Source organism: Acidobacteriota bacterium (genome assembly GCA_009691245.1).
Taxonomy (GTDB): domain Bacteria; phylum Acidobacteriota; class Terriglobia; order 2-12-FULL-54-10; family 2-12-FULL-54-10; genus SHUM01.
Window position 1 is genome coordinate 1 of the sequence record SHUM01000001.1, and the last position, 20784, is coordinate 20784.

Consider the following 20784-nt stretch of genomic DNA (forward strand, 5'->3'; position numbering starts at 1 on the left):
GCCAGAATTTTATCGTCGCGCACGGCCAGCGCTTCCGCCACCGTGCCGATCTTCGACTCGAACGAAGCGTCGTTCATCGAGACAATCTTGCCGTTATAGAAAATCGTCTGCGGATAGCCCAGCCGCGCCGCCACGTTCGCGTTCTGCGCCTGAGCGGCCAGAGGACTGCACAGCAGAGCGAACACTAGTGTTGCTTTCTTCATCGCTTCGTTCTCCTGTCATCTAATACCGTAAACTGCGAAATCATTACGAAGTAGAGGTTGCACGAACTTGGCAATATGACTTACTCTCACTCTTCAAAGAGTAATTCCTTCCAGTCAATCCAAGCACCGAGAGCTATGAGTTCTGTAATCGGTCAATGTCTGCGCGGACTTCCTGTCCGCGCGCATTGCCTACATTCTCAATTCCCGTGCTTGGATTGTCAAGCACAAAGCTAACTCTTATTAACAAACGATTTCCTCTTGTCCTTCGCCAAGATTAACTGTAGGGCTTCCTCCATCCAGTGTTGTTTCAAAAACTCGGTACGGCACATCCATAATTTCCCTATACCTTCTATCCCGCTTGGTGACTTGAATGTGCTTCAGCGGGCAATAAGCCGATTCGGCAGATGGTTGAACGTCTGAATTTTCTTCAGCACGAATGACAAGACTAGAACCCATCTCATAAAAATTAGAATGGCATTGCTAGACAATGGTTTCGGGCACCCCACCCTTCAGAAACCCAACAAAATCTGGGGTTCCAGGAATTGCGACGTGCCAATCAACTGCAATTAAAGGGCTTACACCAATTTATGAGATGGGTTCTAGTTTAGAATCGGCCTGCCAACAGTGGATCACGCAGGCGCCCAATATTGTTCTAGGGCACGGCTGGAAAGGTGTTATATTCTACCGTACAGGTGAAGGGAAGAAGGAAATTGCCGGTTGAGTGAGGAGAAGGAGTCCAATGAAAACTAGTTACTTCAAGGCAGTCTCAGCGTTTATTGGAGTGGTGGCCCTGGCCGGGTTTGGCCTCAGGATCATGGTCGCGCAAAGTTCCCCTGGGCAGGGTGGCAGCGCCCCCTCCGCCACAGCGGATGGTCTTCCCAAGGACGTCTATCCTGAATCACGCAACCGTCTTCCGCTGGTCAAAAAGCAAGACTTGGACGAAAAGCGAAAAAAGGCCTACGACGCTGCCTTCGCGAAGACTAATTCGCTTGCCGGACTCCAGGGAGTTGCCGGGATACAGCTGCACAGTGTAACGGATGATGTCCGATATGAGTCCCCCCTCGGGCGCCGGCTGACGGAATTGGCCATCATAACCGCGGCACGCGAATCGGAGCAGAACTTCGAGTGGACGCTCCATGCCGAGGAAGCGCTTCGGGTAGGGTTGGAATTGCCGATCGTCGATATCGTCCGTTATAAAAAACCCGTCACCGGGCTGGGTGATAAAGAGACAGCCATCATTACAGTCGGCCGCGAAATGGCCCAAAAGCATAGCGTCTCCTCCGCGACCTTCGCACAAGCGCTGAAAGCATTAGGGAAGAGCAATCTTGTGGATATGGTCGTTACCATGGCGACGCGTGCCAACGAGACTCCGCTGATGTGGGTCGATCAGCACCTTCCGTTAGACTGGAAAGAAATTGTACCGTTGCCGATCACTATTATTAAATCGCCGGCGGATATCTACCCAGACTCCAGAAGCCGCCTTGTCCAAAAGAAAGGGCAGCGGCCAGGAACTCCCGGACGGACGCTGGCGCCTTACGGGACGGGACCTGGACAAATTCAGATGCATGCAGGTGGCGGCAAGTTTTTGGAAGCGAACATCGGGCGGCGGCTGTTGGAATTGGCGATCCTGGCGACCGCCCGCGAATTAGACCAGCAGGTGGAGTGGACGCTCCATGAACTCGAAGCACGCAAGCAGGGCTTGGAGCCAACGATCATTGATGTCGTCCGCTTTCGTAAGCCTGTCACGGGGCTGGGCGAGAAGGAAGCGCTCATCATCCAAATTGGCCGCGAGCTGATTGGAAAGCACCAAGTGAGCCCGGGAACCTACGCACATGCCGTTAAACTTTGGGGCGTGAGGGATGCATTGGATCTTGCTTCCTTGATGGGTGAACATGCGGAAATCAATGGGATACTGACGGTCTTCAATCAACAGCTACCCGTCGGCCAGAAGCCGCTGCTGCCGTTACCTTAAAAAGGGGAATTGTATAGTTAACTTCCTGGGGGAAATATGAGCCGTTCCGACTTACTCAGGTGTATATGCGGCGCGGGTACCCGCAACCCGAATTGATAGCTCTCCGTTTGATTCGCCGAACTGCTGTTGTCAACTCCCGAGTAGTCGGCTATGCAGAAGTTGGTCAAGGACCATAGATCAAATCGGAATTTCGCCGCCAGAACTGTTCGTATTGGACTGCCGTCGCAGGATCTGCTCGGCCTTCCAGTTCCGCTTTTTGAGGGCAGATTTTCCAAACAGGCGGAAAGAGTGAAAGCGCATAGAATGTTTGGAGAAGCGGGTCCTGCGCCAAAAGCAGACGGCCCGTATCAATACCGTATCAAAACCCCATGTTTGGAAGCGATTGGAGTTGCTGACTGAGCGAAAGGCAGACTCCCCAAGTTACTGATAATAAAAAGAAAGGGATGGAAGCGAGAGAACCAAAAGAAGGGAGGAGCCTGCCTTGGGCGCAGGGGGTCGTAGGTTCAAATCCTATCGCCCCGACCAACAATTTCAAACAGATGCGGGCCATTTCCGGCCTGCTCCAAAACTCGACGCAAATTGTTCTTAGGAAGGCCAATGCTGGCTCTTGTCGGGAACTTCATTGGTATTACTGCAACGGTGTAACATTGGGGTACTCCCGGATCAGACGATAACAAATGGTGATCTCGGAATCTCAGGGAATTCAACTAATACTGATTCGACATGGAAGCGCAGAGGACAGCAATCCCGCGCAGCCCCACGATGATGCTGCGCGAAGGCTCACAGACAAGGGCAAGAGGAAGATGCGGGAGATTTCCAAAGGACTTTGCCGGCTGATTGCACGCTCGGATTGGATCGTTACAAGTCCGCTGATACGAGCAAAGGAAACGGCAGAGATCGTGGCCATGGAACTGCCACCCTCTCGGTCGATTGCCATCTGTTCCGACTTGAGTCCTGGTGGAACTTTGAAGAATATCCTGCGCTTTATCAGCAAGTACCCCGAATGCCAGCGCATAATCCTGGTGGGTCATGAGACGGGGCTGAGTACGCTGGCGGCGCATCTGATCGGAGCTACAGGTGCGGCAGGCTTGAGTCTGAAAAAAGGCGGTTGTTGTCTCATCCGATTTGATGAGGCCGTCGAAGAATCGGCAGGTCGGCTTATGTGGTTGCTTACACCCGAGATTGTCCGCTCCATTAGGTAGAAAATATCTGAGCCGCGACAAACGCATGCGGTTACCCCTTACGATTTGTCCGGTTCCACGATGCTCGAAGGGGCAGGCTTTGCGGACGGGGGCGGTGTCAATTCCTCCTCGTCTTGCGAAGTCTTTTGTGTAGATACGCCGGACGGCACGCCACGCCCGGAGTCCAGCACGCGGCGAAACCCTTTTTTCAACTGCCGGAATATTTTCTCCACCGAGGCCGACGCGTCGATGACTTCGAAGCCATACTCGTCGGTCAGCTTGTCAAATTGGCTCATCAGCGCGGTTTGATATTTGCAGAAGCTTTCGTGCAGATCGTCGCTGGCATACAGGTCCATGCCGGACTCCCAGTAGTCAAATCCCCTGGAAAAGACGACGCGAGGCAACAGGTTCTCGACATTAATGCGGAGATAGAAAACAGCATCGGGTTTCAACGCGAAGCTGTAAAGATGTCTTGCCCAGGTGACATTCAACTGGCGCACCATCGCTCGCGCCATTAACGAATAAGTGTAGCGGTCGGTGAGGACAATGAACCCGGCGCGCAGAGCGGGCGCGATCTCGTTCTCGAGCCGGTCGGCGAAGTCCGTGGCATAAAACAGCGTGGAGGTAATGCGGCCCAGCGTGTTGCCTTCCTTGGCCCGCTTGATGCCTCTGCCCGCGAGCGTGGAGCGGGTCATGCCTGTAACCAGAACGGCGTGGCCTTCCTGCTCCAGCCAGGGGCGCAACAGATTGATCTGTGTGGTGCGGCCCACGCAATCGGTGCCTTCGATGACGATCAATTTGCCAGCCATGCCGGATAAATTCATGCCCGGCAACACGGAGCCGTAGGTTTCTCTCATGGGGCCACCATCAGGCGCTTGGCCTGCTCCAGTTTGGATTTCACAATTTGCCGCATCTGCTCCTGTTGGACTTCAATCGGCAGAGTGGCGTCAATGACCTGCAGGTCAAACTCGGGAATCATCTTTTCGTATTGCTCCAGAATCCGCCCTTGAAATAGACGAAAGCTTTCCTCCACATCCGGGCTTAAGTCCATATCCATTCCGGCCTCGTAGTACTTGATGCCGCTGCGAGCCGCCAGAATGCGATCCATCGCCACTTGCAGCGGGACGCGAAAATAGAAGGCCACCGTGGGCTTCACGGCAAAGCTGTAAAGCTCGCGGAGCCAACGCGCATCCATGCCGCGCACGCCGTCGCGGGCGAATGCAGTGTATATGTAGCGGTCGCAGAGCACTACGGCACCGGTCTTGAGCAGTGCGAAAATATTGCGCTCGTTTCGATCCGCGAAATCCGTGGCGTGGATCAGGCTGAAGGTCGCGGGCGTGAGCAAGTGTTTACGCTTGCCGCGCCGGGTGGTTCGACTGACCAGAGGTGAAGAGTTCCACTCGCTGTGGACCACGCCATAGCCCTCCGCACGCAACCATTGGTGCAGCAGTGAAAGCTGTGTCGATTTTCCCGAGCCATCGATTCCTTCTACGATGAACAGTTTGCCCGGATAACGGTGTTCGCCATACCGCTTCATGGATTGTCTTCCTTCTTTCTTTGGCTTCCCTCTGATTGATCTTCGGGTGGATCACCCGCGGACTCGTTTCGTTTCTATGACGACTAATTTTCTTTCAAACTGTTCTTCCAACAGCTTGCTGCTTTTTTCCACGTTCCACAATGTGAGTTGCGACGCACGCTTCATAGCCAGCGTCAGCGCAATCTTCGCTCCCGTGGCGCGGACGGCGACTGTTGCGACGCTTTGCCGGTGATCGCTATCCAGACGGTCGGCGACTCTCAGCAGAGCCACCAGCATAAAGACCTGCCGCTGATCGGTTCCTCCGAGGGATGCGAATACTTTGTGTCCCGCTTCTGGTTCCGATTCGCTGTGGTATCGCACCAGACACGCCACCATGTTTCTTTCAAACGTGGAGAGTCCCGGGAAGTCTCCATGAAGCACCAGATATTCGCCCACTTTGTGATGCGATTCCCGACCGACGGCATGGCCGATATCATGGAGTAGCGCGCTAAGCTGCAGAACCACCCGCATCTGCCCGCCCATCCGGTGCAGCGGTTTCAATTGATCAAATAGCGATACTGCGAGATCTGCCACGTGCTCACAGTGCGGTTGGTCGTACCCAAGACGGGTGGCGAATTTGCGGGTGACAAACAAAAGTTCATTGTCGCGCACCGATTCAATTTCCTTGCCCCGTATGGAATGGAACACATCCAGGAGAACGCCTTCCTTCAAGCCCACCCCAGGCACCAGAGCTTGCGAAAGTCCCCAAAGCTTTCCGGCCGTAGAAAGGATGACGGCGGCGATGGCCATAACCTCCGCGCGGTCCTTGCGGACTTCATAAGTTGCCATGCGCTGCGTGACACTAAAGGACGTAATCCGCGACAACCGTCGGCGTAAGGATGAAAAATCGAGGGTTCCGATTCCTTGCCAATGCTTGCCCGGCGCCAGCAGCGCGAGCGATTCCGCATTACCGCCACACAGAACGGTCCTTGGTCCGGCGAATTTGCTGACCTGCGGCAAGAAACGATGCAGCTGTGTCTCCACTCGTTCTTGAATGCACTGGACCTGCTCCGGCGTGAGTGCGTCCTCGATGCCGAACTTCTCCATCAAGCGGACAGTCCCCAGCGAGAGACTGGCCGAGTCCCGCAACTGTCCATTCTCCAGCAGGTTGATCTGCATGCTTCCGCCGCCCAGATCGATCACCACACGCGGAACCACCTTGCCATCGAGCGTGGAAAGCACTGCCGTGCGAATCAGCCGGGCCTCTTCAAAGCCGTCGATCACCTCGAGTCGGATGCCGGTTTGGCGGTAGATGCGGTCCACCAGCACGCCGCGGTTGCGAGCCTCTCGCGTGGCGCTGGTGGCCACGGCGCGGTAGCGCTGAACATCATGCTGGTTCATCAAGCTCTTGAAGCGACGGAATACTTCCACTGCGCGGTGCACAGTCTCCTCGTCAAACTGGCGGTTGGAAAAGACATGGCTGCCCAGACGCAGCGCTACGCGTTCATTCTTGAGGACGCGATATTGACCATTGGAATTGGTTTTGGCAATCAGCAGACGAATGGCGTTGGAGCCAGCATCAATAGCTGCAATAGTCACGAGTCGGGGTGAGAGTTCGGGCTTGGATTTTCTTGAGGATGGCATGCAAAAGAAATCGTAACACGAGAATTCACTGCGGCTCCGTGCTCCGCATGGACGTCACCGGATGCAATAGGAGAAATCTTGTCAGCCCTCATCAAATGGGGAGATCGGTATCCATCATTGCGAACCAATCCAGAGCTGACTTGGCTATAACTATCCTATTTTCTATATGATGAACTGGTTTGGCAGAGCAAGGAAGATGAGTCCCAGAGGAAATGGTTTCCAATTATCATGCCAAATCTGCCGCTACCTCACCGTTTTCAAACCAAGTTGTAACCAAATGTTAAAGAGCTGTTAATAATCGCCCTGCTGCTCTCGATTCCACCTAATCGTGGGATTTGAAAGACGCAAACTCTCTCCCAACTAATGTTACAACCCTACAGGTTTGGTCAACATCGCTTGGCATCAGTTTTCTACGCGCTCCCATGTGAGAGTGTATTCCGTAGTGCCGGTGGGCGGCGGATCGGCGGTAAGCAGCAGGCGGTTGCCGGTAAATTTGAAGAAGCGCTTGCGGCTGATGCCCACATCGTTGGGAATGTTGTCCATCTCCACATGGTGAGTGACGTAGCCGCCCGCGCCGTTCACGGTATACCTGCCACAGTAGGCGTGGAAGTGATCCACGGCGTTCCTGGCCTCGGCCTCGGTGGGCTTGCCGGGTGTCTTCCAGTTCGCGACAGTGGGGTCGGTCAATGTAGCGCACATGCGGCCCGCTTCGGTATACATGATGTATCCGATGCCCTTCGGGCCATAGACAGGATTGGGGCCGGAGGTGCCGTCAGCCTTGCGCTGGATGGTGGTGATCAGCTTCCAGGTGCCAATGAACTGCCTCGCGGGATCGTTGGTTGAACTTGACTGGGCCTTCGATTGGACAGCAAGCGAGGTGGTGGCGATGGCCGCTACGCTGAGCAATAATGATGTGCGCTTCATTTTGATCCTTTCAATGACTAGCGAAGTCCGGGTGGATTTGCGATGTCGCCGACATTCGCCGATTATACCCGAAGCACCCCCGGCCCATGATGTATAACAATGCTATAATGCCGGTTTATGGCTGCTGAAACACTCTGTGCGATCTGTCAGAAACGCAAACCTAAGCGCGCTTGTCCCGGCGTGAATGGAAATATTTGCGCGCAGTGCTGCGGCACGGAGCGCGAAGTCTCCATCGATTGCCCACTCGATTGCACCTACCTGCGCGAGAGCCGCAAGTACGAGCGCGAGAAGCCCACCAAGCTGGACGAACTGCCCTTCAAGGATGTCGCGTTGAGCGACAACTTCGTTTATGAATTCGAGATGTTCATCGGGCAGATCGGCTATCACATCATGCACTACGCCCTGCAGAATCCACGCACGGTGGATCAGGAGATCATCGACGCGCTCGACAAGCTGGTGCGCACCTATCAGACCGAGCAGAGCGGCATCTATTACGAGTCACTTCCGGAGGAGTCCGGAGCGCTGGGACTGTTCCGCGAGGTCAAGCTGTTCATCGACGGATTGCAAAAGCAACAACAGGAACGTGGCAACATCGCGGCGGTGAAGACTGGCGACTTGATCCGTTCACTGGTATTTCTGCTGCGCATGGCTTGCGTGAATACCAATGGGCGTCCGCGAGGCCGCTATTTCATCGACTTCCTGCGACTCACTTTCCCGGAGCAGGCCCATGCCCAGGCCCAAGCCAAAGAAGAGCCGCGGCTCATCGTCCCTTAATTTTTCCTGGTCTAAATCATTCATGCATGGCGGATTCTGAAACCCAACTCGTCGAGCCGCTCGTCGCCGCCAATCGCATATTGGCCAACGAAGGCATCATCGATGTGCTGGGACACGTCTCGGCGCGCAGCGCACGTGACCCACAGGAGTTTCTGCTCTCGTGCTCGCGTTCACCGCAGAATGTCTGCGCCGCCGATATCATGCGCTACCGGCTGGACTGCACACCCGTTACGCAATCGAGCGAGAGGCCTTATGCCGAACGCATGATTCACGGTGCGATCTACGCGGTCCGTCCCGACGTGCAGGCCGTTGTGCATACGCACAGCCGCAACGTGCTGCCCTTTGCATCGAGCGGCGTGATCATTCGTCCGGTCATCCACGCCGGTACAATGTTTCACGATGGGGTGGCCTGGTTTGACGAATATGATGCAGGCGGCAATCTGCTGGTCTCCACGCCGACGGAAGGCGCTGCTCTAGCCACCGCGCTGGGCCAGGGATCAGGTGTGATTCTGCGCAATCATGGTTGCGCCGTGGTGGGCGCGAATCTCACGCTGGCGGTGATGGCGGCATTCTATCTGGACGAGAATGCGCGCGTGCAGTTGGAGGCCACCAAACTTGGCCGCATCATCTTCATTGACGCGGAAGAAGCACAGCGTGCTGCCAAAGTTTTTCACTCGCCACTTGTGCAGCAGCGCGCCTGGGATTATTGGCTGAAGCGTCTTCCATCAAGCTGGCGCGACGATGCGGACCTGGCTTAATCAAAAGAAAAACCGGAGATAGACGATTTTATGATTCGCACCTTTCAGGGAATGATTCCGCAAGTGGCCGCCACGGCTTATGTGGATGAATCGGCGCAGGTGATTGGCGATGTGCATATCGGAGAGCACGCTTCCGTCTGGATGAACGTCGTCATGCGCGGCGACGTGAATCACATCCGTATCGGCGCGTACACCAACATTCAGGACAATTCCGTGGTGCATGTTGAGGAAGGCCTTTATCCCACGATTCTCGGCGATCACATCACCGTGGGCCACAGCGTGCTGCTGCACGGCTGCCGCATCGGCTCACATTGCCTGATCGCCATGGGTTCCATTGTGCTGAATGACGCAGAGATTGGCGAGGGTTCGGTCATCGCCGCAGGTGCTGTAGTGCCTGAACACGCCGTCATTCCGCCGGGCAGCCTCGTGATGGGCGTGCCGGGTAAAGTCCGTCGCCAGGTAACCGAGGAGGAGCGCAAGCGCGCCGCGCACGGTTGGGGCGCTTACTTTCGTTTAAAGGGAATGTATCTTGCTGATCGCGAGCGAAAATGAGCCACCCGCATCTAGTGCCTGCCGGAAGGGAGCACGGAGCTGCGGGGTTTGCGGCAGGACGCCCAAGCCAGCTACGGCGATATTGTTGCGGGTAGTTTCTTTTACCTGATACATGGCCATGTCAGCTTTCCGGATCAGCGCTTCCTTGTCTTGGGCGTCTTCCGGGAAGGATGCGATGCCAAAACTGGCGGTGATGGCGATGTTCAGGCCCTGTTCCTTCAGGAATGTCTGGGTGTTGAGGAGCTTGTGCAGGCGGCGCGCCACATTGACGGCGCTGCGCTTGGGGGTCTGCGGGAGTAGAATGACAAACTCGTCGCCCCCGTAACGAAAACCGTAGTCGATCAGGCGCAGATGAGCCTTGATACTGTGCCCCAGCTCCAACAGCAGGCGGCTGCCAGCCAGATGTCCGTGCGTATCGTTCACGCGCTTTAAATAATCCAGGTCGATAAAGATCAGCGAAAACTCATAGTGATAGCGTGTCGAGCGGTACACCTCGGCATCAAGTATCGAGTGCAAATGCCGGTTGTTGTATAGCTTGGTGCAGTCGTCGGTGATGGTCAATTCGTGGATGCGCTTCACGTAGCGGGCATTTTCAATCGCAATGGCGGCGAAATCCGCCAGTGCCATCAGCCGGAACAGATCATCCTCACTGAGGTTTAGGTCGTCGGCAAAATTGATCAACTCGATGGCGCCCAGCACCTTATCGCGTCCCTTCACCGGGAAGCAGACCACCGAGCGGGTTTCGATCTTGGTAACTTCGTCGAGGCGCTTTATGAATCGGGGGTCCTCTGCGACCTTGGGGACAATGACTGGTTCTCCATGTTCAATTACCCAGCCGACTATGCCCTCGCCTGGACGAAGGCGGATTTCCTTTAAAGTCTCGGCTCCCTCGCCGATGGCGATCTCAAAGTACAGGTCTCCGGATTCCTCGTCCACCAGAATTAGCGACCACGTATCGGGCTTGAAGAAGGCGCTAATCTTCTCCATGACAGTTCGCAGAACTTCGCTCAGGTCCAGGGTGGAGGTCAGGGCCTTGCCTACCTCGTTAAAGACCGAGAGTTCCTTGATCTTGCGTTCGAGTTCCGAGCGATCTTCGCTAATGGCCATCGTCGTATTAGACCTGACAGGTGCATTCAATGATAGTCCTGATGATTATATCCTCCGGCTTTGGAGCGGACAACGATAGCGTGCATTTCGCTAGTTAGGTACTTGGTTCGTCTTAGGCGACGGGATAGATGAATCCCGGATTCGTCATCTCTGCGGCAATTGGTGGCTCCGCTTGCTTTTTCAAGGAAAGGAAAATAAAGTAAGGAGTTCGTTCCCAGCCAGCCTGGTCTGGGTAGACAATGGATTTAGATAACTAGTTTTAGAGAGATTCCATGAGCCTGAACCAATCCCCCAATGGCCGTGAAGCTGGACGTGTTGTTGGAAATGTTGTTGGAAATAATGTCCAGCGCGCCAAAATTTCCGCCCTGGGAACCTACACCCCGCCTCGCCTGCTGACCAACGCCGATCTGGAAAAGATGGTCGAGACAACAGACGCGTGGATTCTCGCGCGCACCGGCATCCGCGAGCGGCATATTGTGGAGAATGGGGTGGGCACCTCCGAACTAGCCTTCGAGGCCGCCAAGCGCGCGCTCGCGCAGCGTGGCCTATCGGGCAGGGATGTCGAGGTCATCATCGTGGCCACCGTAACGCCGGACATGTTCTTTCCCTCCACCGCTTGCCTGCTACAGAACAAATTAGGAGCTGCCGGTGCCTGGGGCTTTGATCTCTCCGCGGCCTGCTCCGGCTTTCTTTACGCCATGGCTACCGGCGCGCAGTTCATCACCTCCGGACGCCACCAGAGAGTTCTGGTGGTGGGTGCCGACGTGATGTCCAGCATCATCGACTACAAAGACCGCTCCACCTGCGTGATCTTCGGCGATGGCGCCGGAGCCATCCTGATCGAGGCGGCTGAGCCGGGCGAGGATGGTCTCATCGACTTCAACTATGAGATCGATGGCAGCGGCGCCGATGACCTGTACATGCCCGCTGGCGGCAGCCGCATGCCATCGTCAGTGGAGACGGTCGAGAAGAAGCTTCACTTTGTTCACCAGAACGGTCCGCAGGTCTTCAAGTTCGCCGTGCGCAAGATGTATGAAGTCTGTGATACGCTCCTGAAGCGCAACGGGCTCACCGGCGATGACATCGACATCTTCATCCCGCACCAGGCCAACATCCGCATCATCGAGGCCACCCGCGAACGCCTCGGCATGCCCCCCGAAAAAGTGCTGATCAACATTGACCGCTACGGCAACACCACCGCCGGAACCATCCCGCTGGCCACTGCCGACGCCATCGCCCAGGGTCGCTTGAAAAAAGGATCGCTGGTCCTCTACGCTTCCGCCGGCGCTGGCTACACCGTGGGCGCCGCTTTGGTCCGCTGGTCGTTTTAAGCATAGCCGCGACCGGAAGGGAGCGGTCGCCCCAGCAGTCTCCGCTACCCGCCGAATCGAAGTCTGGTCCTCGATCGCAATCCAGCCTTGCTTCGTTCACTCCAGGGAACGCTCCCTCCCGGTCGCGGCTCTGTTCCGGTTTTGCATTCCGGCTTCTTCTTCCTGTAACCTGATAGATTCACTTATGCGCGTAGGAATCATAGGTTTGCCACAAGTCGGGAAGTCGTCCATCTTTCGTGTGCTTACGCACGCGCCGGTGGTGGAGTCTCACCACAAAGAGGCGCAGGTGGGTATTGCGCGCGTGGTGGACCCGCGCCTCGATCAACTGGCCAAGCTGATCCCGCCTGACAAGCTAACCTACACCACGGTTGAGTGCGTGGACATGGGACCCGTTGGCGCGGACACCATGCGCGAGACCGCGTACCTGACTTCGCTCAAACAGACCGACGCGCTATTACAGGTCGTCCGCATGTTCGCCGACGATACTGTCCCTCACATTAAAGGCACGCTCGATCCGGCGCGCGACATTACCGACCTTGAGTTGGAGCTGATCCTTACTGACTTGAGCGTGGTCGAGAATCGCCTCGCGCGCATCGAGAAGGATCGCAAGAAGGGCAGCACGCCGGAGCTGATTCGGGAGCAGGAGTTGCTGGAGCGCGCCAAGACAGTGCTCGAAGACAACCAGCCGTTGCGTGCCGCGCAATGGTCCGATGATGAGCGCAAGCGTCTGCGTGGCTACACGTTTCTTTCCGAGAAATCCATGCTGATCGTCTTCAACGTGGGCGAGGATCAGGTCAGCGACGAAGCCAGGATTCTCAACGACCCACAGAACCAGCCGCTTTGGAAGCGGCCCAATACGTCCGGCGTTGTGGTCAGCGGAAAACTGGAAGCCGAGTTGGCGTTGATGCCATCTGAGGAAGCCATCGAGTTTCTGGGCTCCTATGGTCTGAAGGAGCCGGGCCGCGACCGTATCGTGCGGGCCGCGCACGATCTGCTGGGACTGATTGTCTTCTTCACCGTGGGCGAAGAAGAAGACCGCTCCTGGAGCATCCCGCGCGGAGCCACCGCGCCGCAGGCCGCCGGTGCCATTCACTCGGATCTTGAAAAACATTTCATCCGCGCCGAAGTCATTCCCTGGGATACCTTGATTGAGCTGGGCGGATTTACCGAAGCCAAGGCCAAGGGATTGCTGCGGCTCGAGGGCAAGGAATATATTGTCAAGGACGGCGATATCATGCACATCCGTCATAGCGGCTAACAGAGCCGCGCGCGTAAGCGAGCGGACCTGCCCGATGTACAACGAATGCTGGATGACTCGCCGACCGCAGTCCATGATAGATCCGGCGTGTGGAATAATCTGACCGGTCCGCTTGCTGACGCGCCCGGCTCTGTTAACGCAATACTCATGCCAACCAACGAACTTTCATTTCCGTGGATCGGCCTGCTGCTCGGCCTGATCGCCGCCGCTGCCAACATCTTCGGCGGCTGGGCCGTCGCGCGTGGCGGCTGGCAGCCGATCATTCTCCGCTCGTTCGTTGCGCTCGCGGCGGGTTTCATGCTGGGCGCGTCCTTCCTCGAAATGTTTCCGGAAAGCTATAAACTACTAGGGCCGGAAGCGGCTTGGTGGATGCTCGGTGGATATTTGCTCATTCACTTTTTCGAGCACACTTTAAGCGGCCATTTCCATTTTGGTGAGGAAGTTCACAAGGAAGAAATGCGTGGACACAATCGCGCGCAGACGGTGTTGTTCGGCCTGATGATCCACGCCTTTGTGGATGGCGTCTCGATTGTCTCCGGGTTCCTGGTTTCGGACTGGCTGGGCTGGGTGGTGTTTCTCGCCGTGTTCCTGCACAAGATGCCGGAAGGCTTCGCCGTCAGCTCGGTGATGAAAGCGTCGGGCGCCAGCACCAAGACCGCGCTGACCGCCGCCGCTCTGCTCGGCGCAGCCACCGTGGCGGGCGCGCTGGTGATGGCTCCGCTGAGTGGTCAGGTCGCCTATACGCTGCCCATCTCCGCCGGCGTTACCTTGTATGTTGCAGCCAGCGACCTTATTCCCGAAGTGAATCACGAGCCTAACATCAAGATGGCCATGCTGGTGTTCGTCGGCGTGGTAATGCTGCTCGGCCTGCGCTGGGCATTCGGTTTTTGACAGAGCCGCGACCGTGAGGTAGTGGGTCGGGTCGATGGTCACTTCTGGCTGCGGGGCACTCATAATTCCAGGTCGCTAAAAATCCAGCCGGTCCACCCCCTCACGGTCGCGGCTCTGTCGCGCGCGCCAGCGCGGAGCGTGCATCCATAACCATCTTGATCGCTGACTCGATGTCTCGGACCACCGCTGTCAGATGGCCCATCTTGCGTCCCGGACGCGCTTCCTTCTTGCCGTAGAGATGCAACTTCAGCTCCGGTCGCGCGCACACGCCCGCCCAGTCCGGTTCGCCTTCCGACCAAAGCTCACCCATCAGATTGACCATGGCTGCCGCGCCCAACATGCGCGTTGAGCCGAGGGAGAGGCCGCAGATCGCCCGCAATTGCTGCTCATACTGGCTGGTTACGGAGGCCTCAATGGTCATATGCCCGGAGTTGTGTGGACGTGGGGCCAGTTCATTGACCAACAGCTTTCCATCGCGCGTGAGGAATAACTCCACACACATCGTTCCCACCAGATCAAGCTGTTGCGCGATTTGCTTCGCGAACTCCACTGCGGTCCCTGCTGTTTCGCTGGACACACGCGCCGGCGAAATCGAGATATCCAGAATGTGATTGGCGTGGACGTTTTCGATCGCTCCCCAGTCGGCGCAGTTGCCGTGGGAGTCGCGGCACAAGACGACAGAGAGTTCCATTGCAAAATCGACGAATGTCTCGTAAATAAGTTCGTCAGTTTTTGCTTCATGAAACGCCGCCTGCGCTTCAACCGCGCTTTCCACGCGCCACTGGCCCTTGCCGTCATACCCCGAGCGCGCCGACTTTAGCACCGCAGGCGTTCCCAAATCCGCGACCGCACGCTTTAGATCACCCCCATTTCTGATGGCACGGAACGGAGCGACCGGAAATCCTTTGTCAGCTAGAAAACTTTTTTCGAGGAGCCGGTGCTGCGTGGTCCTCAAAATGTTGACGGAAGGACGCACGGGTACGACTTCGCCTGCCGCGGCGAGTGCTTCGGCGGAGACGTTCTCGAATTCGTAGGTAACCACGTCAACAGTTCGTGCAAACTTTCTAACCGCATCGAGATCGCTATAAGGGTGGATAAACTTGGCGTCCGAGACCTGACCCATGGGGCTGTCGGCGTCAGGCGAAAACGTATGCACGTGATAACCCAGCCGATGCGCGGCGAAGGCGAACATGCGCCCGAGCTGCCCGCTGCCGAGCATGCCGATCGTCGAGCCGGGTAGCAATGGAGGGAAGGGAGTACGCGCCATTATCTTTTCTCGGCGGCGCGAGGTTTGGGCGCGGCAGGTTTGCGGGGTGGTTGGCCGGAAAAACTAGTGCGAGAAATGCCGGGGAATTCCAACTTTTCCATACGAACTTTTTGTGTCTGCGCTGCGCGGAACTCATGCAACTTGGCGCGTAGCGCGGGCCGCGAGTTGCTGAGGATGGCTACGGCCAGCAAGCCCGCGTTAGCTGCGCCAGCCGGACCGATTGCCAGTGTGCCGACGGGAACACCGGCGGGCATCTGCACAATGGAGAGTAGAGAATCGAGGCCCTTCAGCGCGCGGTTTTCCACCGGGACTCCCAATACCGGCACGGGTGTGTGCGCGGCGGCCATGCCCGGCAGATGAGCTGCTCCACCAGCTCCGGCAATGATGACTTCGATTCCTCGCGCTTCGGCCTGCGTGGCAAACTGCGCCAGCCATAGCGGCGTGCGATGCGCCGAGACCACTTCGCACTCGTGCGCCACGCCGAAATGCGTTAGCATATCCGACGCACGCGCCAAGGTGGGCCAGTCGCTCCTGCTGCCCATGATCACCGCGACCAGTGGCGTGGATGTCGGCGAGGGTGTGGCTGATGCCCGTCGCGCCGTTGCCGCTCGCTTGGTTGCTTTCATCGAGGGAACTCCCATTTCCTGTGAATCTTCAGGAACACTTAAGCATGTAAAGGTACACCTAATCTTAACAAGCATAAAGCCGTTTTGGCCAAATCAGGACAACTCCCGGCAGGTTCGTGTTGGCGAGGTTGGCGCGGGTACGATAAGATGAAGAGATAGCTGGGTGGAATCGCCTAATAGCAATGGCCTGTCCTACAGCCAAAGAGCGCAACAGTTGACCTCGTGGTGATTCATGTCCTGCTGCAAGCTTGTTCGGAAAATTTGTGAGGAAATCATGGAATCTACAATGCCTGTAAGTTTTGCATCGAGCCGCTGGCCCTTCCCTGCTGTAAGGATGGCGGCGCTGGTATGTTTTCTGTTGGCCGGGACAGCATGGTCACAGGAGGCTGGCAAGGACGCGGCCCAGCCGGAAGCATCAACCGCGGCAGCTCCTGCTCCACTACCACCAAAGGCCAGCGCGCCCATCATGATTAGCGAGAGCCAGCTCTCCGGGCTCCCGCTGAACGGGCGCAGCTACTCGCAACTGGCCACGCTGCAAGCGGGTGTTAGCGACACATCCACGGCTTCGGCGTCGCGCGGAACCAGCGGCGGCAGCCTCTCGATGTCCGGCAGCCGCTCCACTTCAAATCACGTGATGCTCGACGGGACCACCACGATGAACTCGGAAAACTTTCCGCCGCGCAGCGCAGCCGGTGTGCAGCTTGGCTCGGACGCCGTGTTCCAGGTGCAGGTATTCAGCACAGGTTACAACGCCGAGTATGGGCGCTCCAGCGGCGGTATCATGAACTCCATCACGCGTTCGGGCACGCCGGAAATTCACGGGACCATCTTTGAATTTATGCGCAACAACAAGATTGACGCGCGCAATTTCTTCGATGACGGCGACAATCCGCCGCCCTTCCGGCGCGATCAATTCGGCGGGACGCTCACCGGTCCCATCCAGAAGGACCGCTCGTTTTTCCTGGTCAGCTACGAAGGGTTGCGCGACCGTCTGACCGAAACCAATGTGAGCTTCTGGCCCGACGCCGCCATTCGCACCCGCAGCGATATTGCCCCCACGATTCGACCGTATCTGAATCTGATGCCGGTCCCCAATGGGTCCAGCGAAGGCGGTGGCATTGGACGAAACTTTGCCCCGCAGTCGCTGCCCACCAGAGAGAATTACCTGAACGTCCGCATGGATCAGAAGCTGACGGATCGCGACAGCCTGTTCGCGCGCTACACCTTTTCCGATGCCGAGGGCGACGAGTCTCAGGGCTCGCACCTCTTCCTGACCTCCAGCAAGACGCGCCAGCAATATCTGACCGCGGTGGGCACGCATATACTGAGCCTGCGCGCGCTGACCACATTTCGCTTCGGCTACACGCGTCCCACCGATGTTTCCTTCGGCGTGGAGCAACTGACCATCCCTGACTCGCTGAGCTTTGTCCCGAGCTGGCCCATCTTCGGTCAGATGACCATTCCCGGCATGAGCAACTTCGGCCTTGTCACCAACATTCCGCGCTCGGACAGCTTGGACTCTTTCCAGTTCGGCAATCAGTGGATCGTGCAGCAGGGCTCGCACGCCATCAAGTTTGGCGGCGAGATGCACCGCAACCGCTGGGATGTTTACAGCGACTGGCAGAAAGGCGCGTTGTGGTCGTTCAATAACCTCGAGGGCTTTCTGCAAGCTGGCCCCGTGGGCACCAGCCTGTTCGTGGCGCAACAGGGCTCGGACAACCACCGCCTCTTTCGGCAGAATCTTTTTTCGTTCTTCGCGCAGGATGAGTTCAAAGTTTCTCCGCGGCTGCAACTGACCTACGGCTTGCGCTACGAGTTTGTCGGGACCATCTCCGACCTGACAAACAAAAAAGTTCACCTGATTGATTTCGTGCGCGACCCTAAAGTTGAGTACGGTGAGTTCTATAATGGCAATCCTTCGCTCGATGATCTGGCGCCGCGCTTCGGATTTTCCTGGTCGCCTTGGGCAGGCCGCCAGACTTTGATCAGCGGCGGAACCGGCGTGCATTACGACCCGCTTGTGGCCTACGTGGCCAGCTCTCGGCGCAGCTCTGACCCGTTTTATAGAATCTCGGTGGTACCGAACCTCGACACTTCCACAATTTTCCCCTTAGCCCTGAATGGACCGGTGAGCGGCCCTTATTTGGTGCAAGTGATGGACTACAACGGAATGCAATCCGGCGTGGTCTATCGCTACAACCTGAGCGTGCAGCAGCCGCTGCCCGGCGGATTGAAGATGACCGCGGCGTATGTCGGCTCACGCGGCAATCATCTGCTGCGGCGCTATGAGGCCAATCAGTTCCCCGTGCCCACGGTCGATCCCGATGGCGCGCTGTTCTTCCCGCAGGACGTGTCGAACAGCCCGGTGCTCGGCGTCAATCGGGCGTTTGGGTCGATCACTATGATCAGCTCCGATGCTCAGTCGTTCTACAATGCGCTGCAGGTTTCGGTGAACCGCTCGGTGGGCTCGCGCTTCACGGTGAGCGCCAGTTATACATACAGCAAATCGGTGGATGACTCTTCCGTCGGCCAACAGACCAACACGGGGCAGTATGGCCTCGACCGCACCATGGACCGCGCACTGTCAGACTTCGACATCCGCCAGCGTCTGGTGTTGAGCTACTTCCTGAATTCGCCGTTCGGCGCGGGGCAGCCGTTCCTGAATACCGGCGTGGCCGGAAAAATTTTGGGTGGCTGGCGAATGAACGGGATCGTCAGCATGCGCAATGGCGCGCCTTTCTCGGTGGGTTCAAACGTGCGCTACCGCGGATACTTGTTCCAGGCGAATCGTCCCAACCTGCTTCCCAGCGCGGACAACAATCCCATCAGCGGGACATCGGCGGGATGCGGATTGGTCGCCGCCGGCACCGCACTGGGCACTCCAGACCAGTATTTCGACCCCTGCATGTTCTCCGCGCCGCTGGCGGGCCGGACCGGTTCGACAGGCCGCAACACGCTCACCGCGCCAAGCATCTTTAGCACGGACATCGCCATCACCCGCGACTTTTTGCTCGACTCAAAGCGCCGCCTGCAATTCCGTGCTGACGTGTTCAACGTGCCCAATCACCCGAACTTTGCCGCGCCATCGAGCAACGTTTTCTCCGGCCAGTTGGGCAACAGAACCTCGACGGCAGGAAAGATCACCAGGACTTCGACGACATCGCGCCAGCTACAGTTCTCCATGCGCTTCTCGTTCTAGTGCATGTTTTTTATGGGAGCGCGCAGCCTTGGCGGGCTTGCTCGAATTGATCGAAGAGACGATAGGCATTCTTGTCGGCGAAAGTTTCCAACCGGTGCTTCTGGCCCTTCTCGATAGTGAAGTGAATGTTTAGCCCCACCTTTTGGAATACCTCGGCCTGCTGCTGAATCCTGGGGGTCCAACCCATCTGGTAAAATTCTCCGACATGCATGTAGATGCACATGTCAGCGATTGCCCGCACACGCTCTTCCGTTACGTTGGGGAAAAATCCCGGGAACGCCGTTATGGAGATGAAGTACTTGGGGTACAGCGCCGCGATGTGAAACGCGCTGATGCCTCCGTTGGAAATTCCCGCGATATGGAATTTGTTATCCTCGATCTTATAGTCCACGAGAAGTTTGTCGAGAAACTCAGGGAAGATGCGCTCACCGCCCTGGAAGAAAAGTTGCCCGCCGAACGCAGCCGGTAGCACCACAATGTAGCCGCGCTGTTCCGCCTCACTCTTCCAATTTCTGCGGATCGTGTTTTCAACCACGTCCATCGTCTGCGGTCCGCCGCCAAAAGCCAGTACTCCTGGATAGGCCTGCGCCGGATCGTAGTTCTTTGGCAGGATCACCCGGTATTGGACAGGCGTTGATTTGATGTTGATAGTCTTCGACGAAACTTCTGCGAACAAGAGCCCGCCAGACCCGCTGGAGAAGAGAAGGATCGCAACCACGCACAGCGATCGTGTTCGGTAAACCTGAGATCGTCCCATTCTGTCCAATCCTTCGGTGCATGAGATTCTTCCCGAAAAGTATACAACGAACAGTTTCCAGTGCCCCCAGCCATTCCGGTCAACTCAGCGATCCGAAGCGAGTAATCGGCATGGTTGCACTTAAACCAGAGCGGGTAGTGATACCGTTGGGCGGTCTTCGTGTAGTGTCGCCATCCTGTCTGCCCTACGGTAAAACTGTAGCGCCATGTGACACAGGCCGCTTGCGTGGATGCGGCTGAAAGCGGTAGAATACAGGTTGACTGTGTTCGTGGTGGATTATCCCCTTTGCGGGGCCAATCGAGGGAGTTCGCGGAATCACCCGGCTCGACGCCCGGCATATTCCAAGGAGGCTAGCGTGGGAATAAGTCTTACAACAGAGGCAGTGTCCAAGGTAAAAGAGATTATGGGACAGCAAGAGCCTGCTCCGGCGGGGCTGCGCATTGGCGTGGTGGGCGGTGGCTGCTCGGGCTTCTCTTACTCGATGATGTTCGAGCAGGGTGGCGATGACGAAATGAGCATGGACAAGATTTACAACTTCGACGGCGTTAAGGTCTTCGTCGATCAGACCAGCCTACTCTACCTCGACAATACCCAGGTCGATTACGTCGAGTCGTTGGAAGGTGCTGGCTTCAAATTTTCTAACCCCAACGTGAAGAGTACCTGCGGCTGCGGCAGCTCGTTTAGCACCTAGTTTTCGGCACACAGCCACAACTGGCAGAACCCAATCGAAATATTATGGAGACGCAGCACTCTCGGGGATCCCCGGAGAGCTGCGTTTTTGTTTCTGGTGCAATAACCCAGCCCCGCTTAATTGTCGCCCTCCT

19 protein-coding genes and 1 tRNA gene are annotated in these 20784 nt (G+C 56.9%); 11 read left to right on the forward strand and 9 right to left on the reverse strand.

The window, feature by feature from the left end:
* The coding region (locus EXQ56_00005) for a hypothetical protein (GenBank protein MSO18843.1) at positions 1-203 on the reverse strand (203 nt) is incomplete at its 3' end.
* A gap of 739 nt (positions 204-942) precedes the next feature.
* On the opposite strand from EXQ56_00005, the gene EXQ56_00010 reads away from it, so the two are divergent.
* The 3 genes from EXQ56_00010 to sixA all read left to right on the forward strand — a co-directional run bounded on the left by EXQ56_00010 (position 943) and on the right by sixA (position 3377).
* Positions 943-2175: a hypothetical protein gene (locus EXQ56_00010; protein ID MSO18844.1), complete on the forward strand. Its 1233-nt coding sequence runs from the start codon at positions 943-945 to the stop codon at positions 2173-2175.
* Positions 2176-2625: 450 nt separating this feature from the next.
* A tRNA-Pro gene (locus tag EXQ56_00015) sits at positions 2626-2700 on the forward strand.
* Positions 2701-2852: 152 nt separating this feature from the next.
* Complete coding sequence (gene sixA / locus EXQ56_00020) at positions 2853-3377, forward strand: phosphohistidine phosphatase SixA (GenBank protein ID MSO18845.1); 525 nt, start codon at positions 2853-2855, stop codon at positions 3375-3377.
* 38 nt (positions 3378-3415) lie between these two features.
* Here sixA and tmk read toward each other — a convergent pair whose 3' ends face one another.
* From tmk to EXQ56_00040, 4 genes are all read right to left on the reverse strand, one after another.
* Positions 3416-4213: a dTMP kinase gene (gene tmk / locus EXQ56_00025; protein MSO18846.1), complete on the reverse strand. Its 798-nt coding sequence runs from the start codon at positions 4211-4213 to the stop codon at positions 3416-3418.
* Positions 4210-4893: a thymidylate kinase gene (locus tag EXQ56_00030; GenBank protein ID MSO18847.1), complete on the reverse strand. Its 684-nt coding sequence runs from the start codon at positions 4891-4893 to the stop codon at positions 4210-4212. The genes tmk and EXQ56_00030 overlap by 4 nt, the downstream gene beginning before the upstream one ends.
* A gap of 51 nt (positions 4894-4944) precedes the next feature.
* Positions 4945-6516: a Ppx/GppA family phosphatase gene (locus EXQ56_00035; GenBank protein MSO18848.1), complete on the reverse strand. Its 1572-nt coding sequence runs from the start codon at positions 6514-6516 to the stop codon at positions 4945-4947.
* A gap of 402 nt (positions 6517-6918) precedes the next feature.
* A complete protein-coding gene (locus EXQ56_00040) occupies positions 6919-7440 on the reverse strand; it encodes a hypothetical protein (GenBank protein MSO18849.1) in 522 nt (173 codons plus the stop codon).
* Between the two features lie 180 nt (positions 7441-7620).
* Here EXQ56_00040 and EXQ56_00045 point away from each other — a divergent pair, with 180 nt between their 5' ends.
* From EXQ56_00045 to EXQ56_00055, 3 genes are read left to right on the forward strand one after another with little or no spacing between them, the layout of a single operon-like run.
* A complete protein-coding gene (locus EXQ56_00045; GenBank protein ID MSO18850.1) occupies positions 7621-8214 on the forward strand; it encodes a hypothetical protein in 594 nt (197 codons plus the stop codon).
* Positions 8215-8240: 26 nt separating this feature from the next.
* Positions 8241-8972, forward strand: coding sequence for a class II aldolase/adducin family protein (locus EXQ56_00050; protein ID MSO18851.1), 732 nt, complete (start codon positions 8241-8243; stop codon positions 8970-8972).
* Positions 8973-9002: 30 nt separating this feature from the next.
* Positions 9003-9524, forward strand: coding sequence for a gamma carbonic anhydrase family protein (locus EXQ56_00055; GenBank protein ID MSO18852.1), 522 nt, complete (start codon positions 9003-9005; stop codon positions 9522-9524).
* Here EXQ56_00055 and EXQ56_00060 read toward each other — a convergent pair.
* On the reverse strand, positions 9486-10631 hold the full coding sequence (locus tag EXQ56_00060) for a sensor domain-containing diguanylate cyclase (protein ID MSO18853.1): 1146 nt from the start codon (positions 10629-10631) through the stop codon (positions 9486-9488). The genes EXQ56_00055 and EXQ56_00060 overlap by 39 nt on opposite strands.
* A gap of 272 nt (positions 10632-10903) precedes the next feature.
* On the opposite strand from EXQ56_00060, the gene EXQ56_00065 reads away from it, so the two are divergent.
* The 3 genes from EXQ56_00065 to EXQ56_00075 all read left to right on the forward strand — a co-directional run bounded on the left by EXQ56_00065 (position 10904) and on the right by EXQ56_00075 (position 14111).
* The gene (locus EXQ56_00065; protein ID MSO18854.1) at positions 10904-11962 is read left to right on the forward strand and encodes a ketoacyl-ACP synthase III; all 1059 of its coding nucleotides are present in this window, start codon (positions 10904-10906) and stop codon (positions 11960-11962) included.
* 184 nt (positions 11963-12146) lie between these two features.
* Positions 12147-13220, forward strand: a complete 1074-nt coding sequence (gene ychF, locus EXQ56_00070; protein ID MSO18855.1) for a redox-regulated ATPase YchF — start codon at positions 12147-12149, stop codon at positions 13218-13220.
* Positions 13221-13367: 147 nt separating this feature from the next.
* A complete protein-coding gene (locus EXQ56_00075) occupies positions 13368-14111 on the forward strand; it encodes a ZIP family magnesium transporter (protein ID MSO18856.1) in 744 nt (247 codons plus the stop codon).
* 100 nt (positions 14112-14211) lie between these two features.
* Here EXQ56_00075 and EXQ56_00080 read toward each other — a convergent pair whose 3' ends face one another.
* Both EXQ56_00080 and purE read right to left on the reverse strand, forming a co-directional pair.
* The gene (locus EXQ56_00080; protein ID MSO18857.1) at positions 14212-15378 is read right to left on the reverse strand and encodes a 5-(carboxyamino)imidazole ribonucleotide synthase; all 1167 of its coding nucleotides are present in this window, start codon (positions 15376-15378) and stop codon (positions 14212-14214) included.
* Complete coding sequence (purE, locus tag EXQ56_00085) at positions 15378-16004, reverse strand: 5-(carboxyamino)imidazole ribonucleotide mutase (GenBank protein MSO18858.1); 627 nt, start codon at positions 16002-16004, stop codon at positions 15378-15380. The genes EXQ56_00080 and purE overlap by 1 nt, the downstream gene beginning before the upstream one ends.
* Before the next feature lie 274 nt (positions 16005-16278).
* Here purE and EXQ56_00090 point away from each other — a divergent pair, with 274 nt between their 5' ends.
* Entirely contained in the window at positions 16279-19203 is a 2925-nt protein-coding gene (locus EXQ56_00090) for a TonB-dependent receptor (protein ID MSO18859.1), read from the forward strand.
* A 10-nt stretch (positions 19204-19213) separates the two neighbouring features.
* On the opposite strand, the gene EXQ56_00095 is transcribed toward EXQ56_00090, so the two are convergent.
* On the reverse strand, positions 19214-19879 hold the full coding sequence (locus EXQ56_00095; protein ID MSO18860.1) for a hypothetical protein: 666 nt from the start codon (positions 19877-19879) through the stop codon (positions 19214-19216).
* A gap of 310 nt (positions 19880-20189) precedes the next feature.
* Between EXQ56_00095 and EXQ56_00100 the strand changes: the two genes are divergently transcribed.
* Positions 20190-20651 carry an iron-sulfur cluster assembly accessory protein gene (locus EXQ56_00100; protein MSO18861.1) on the forward strand — a complete coding sequence of 154 codons (462 nt, stop codon included), beginning with the start codon at positions 20190-20192 and terminating at the stop codon, positions 20649-20651.
* The last annotated feature ends 133 nt before the right edge of the window (positions 20652-20784 follow it).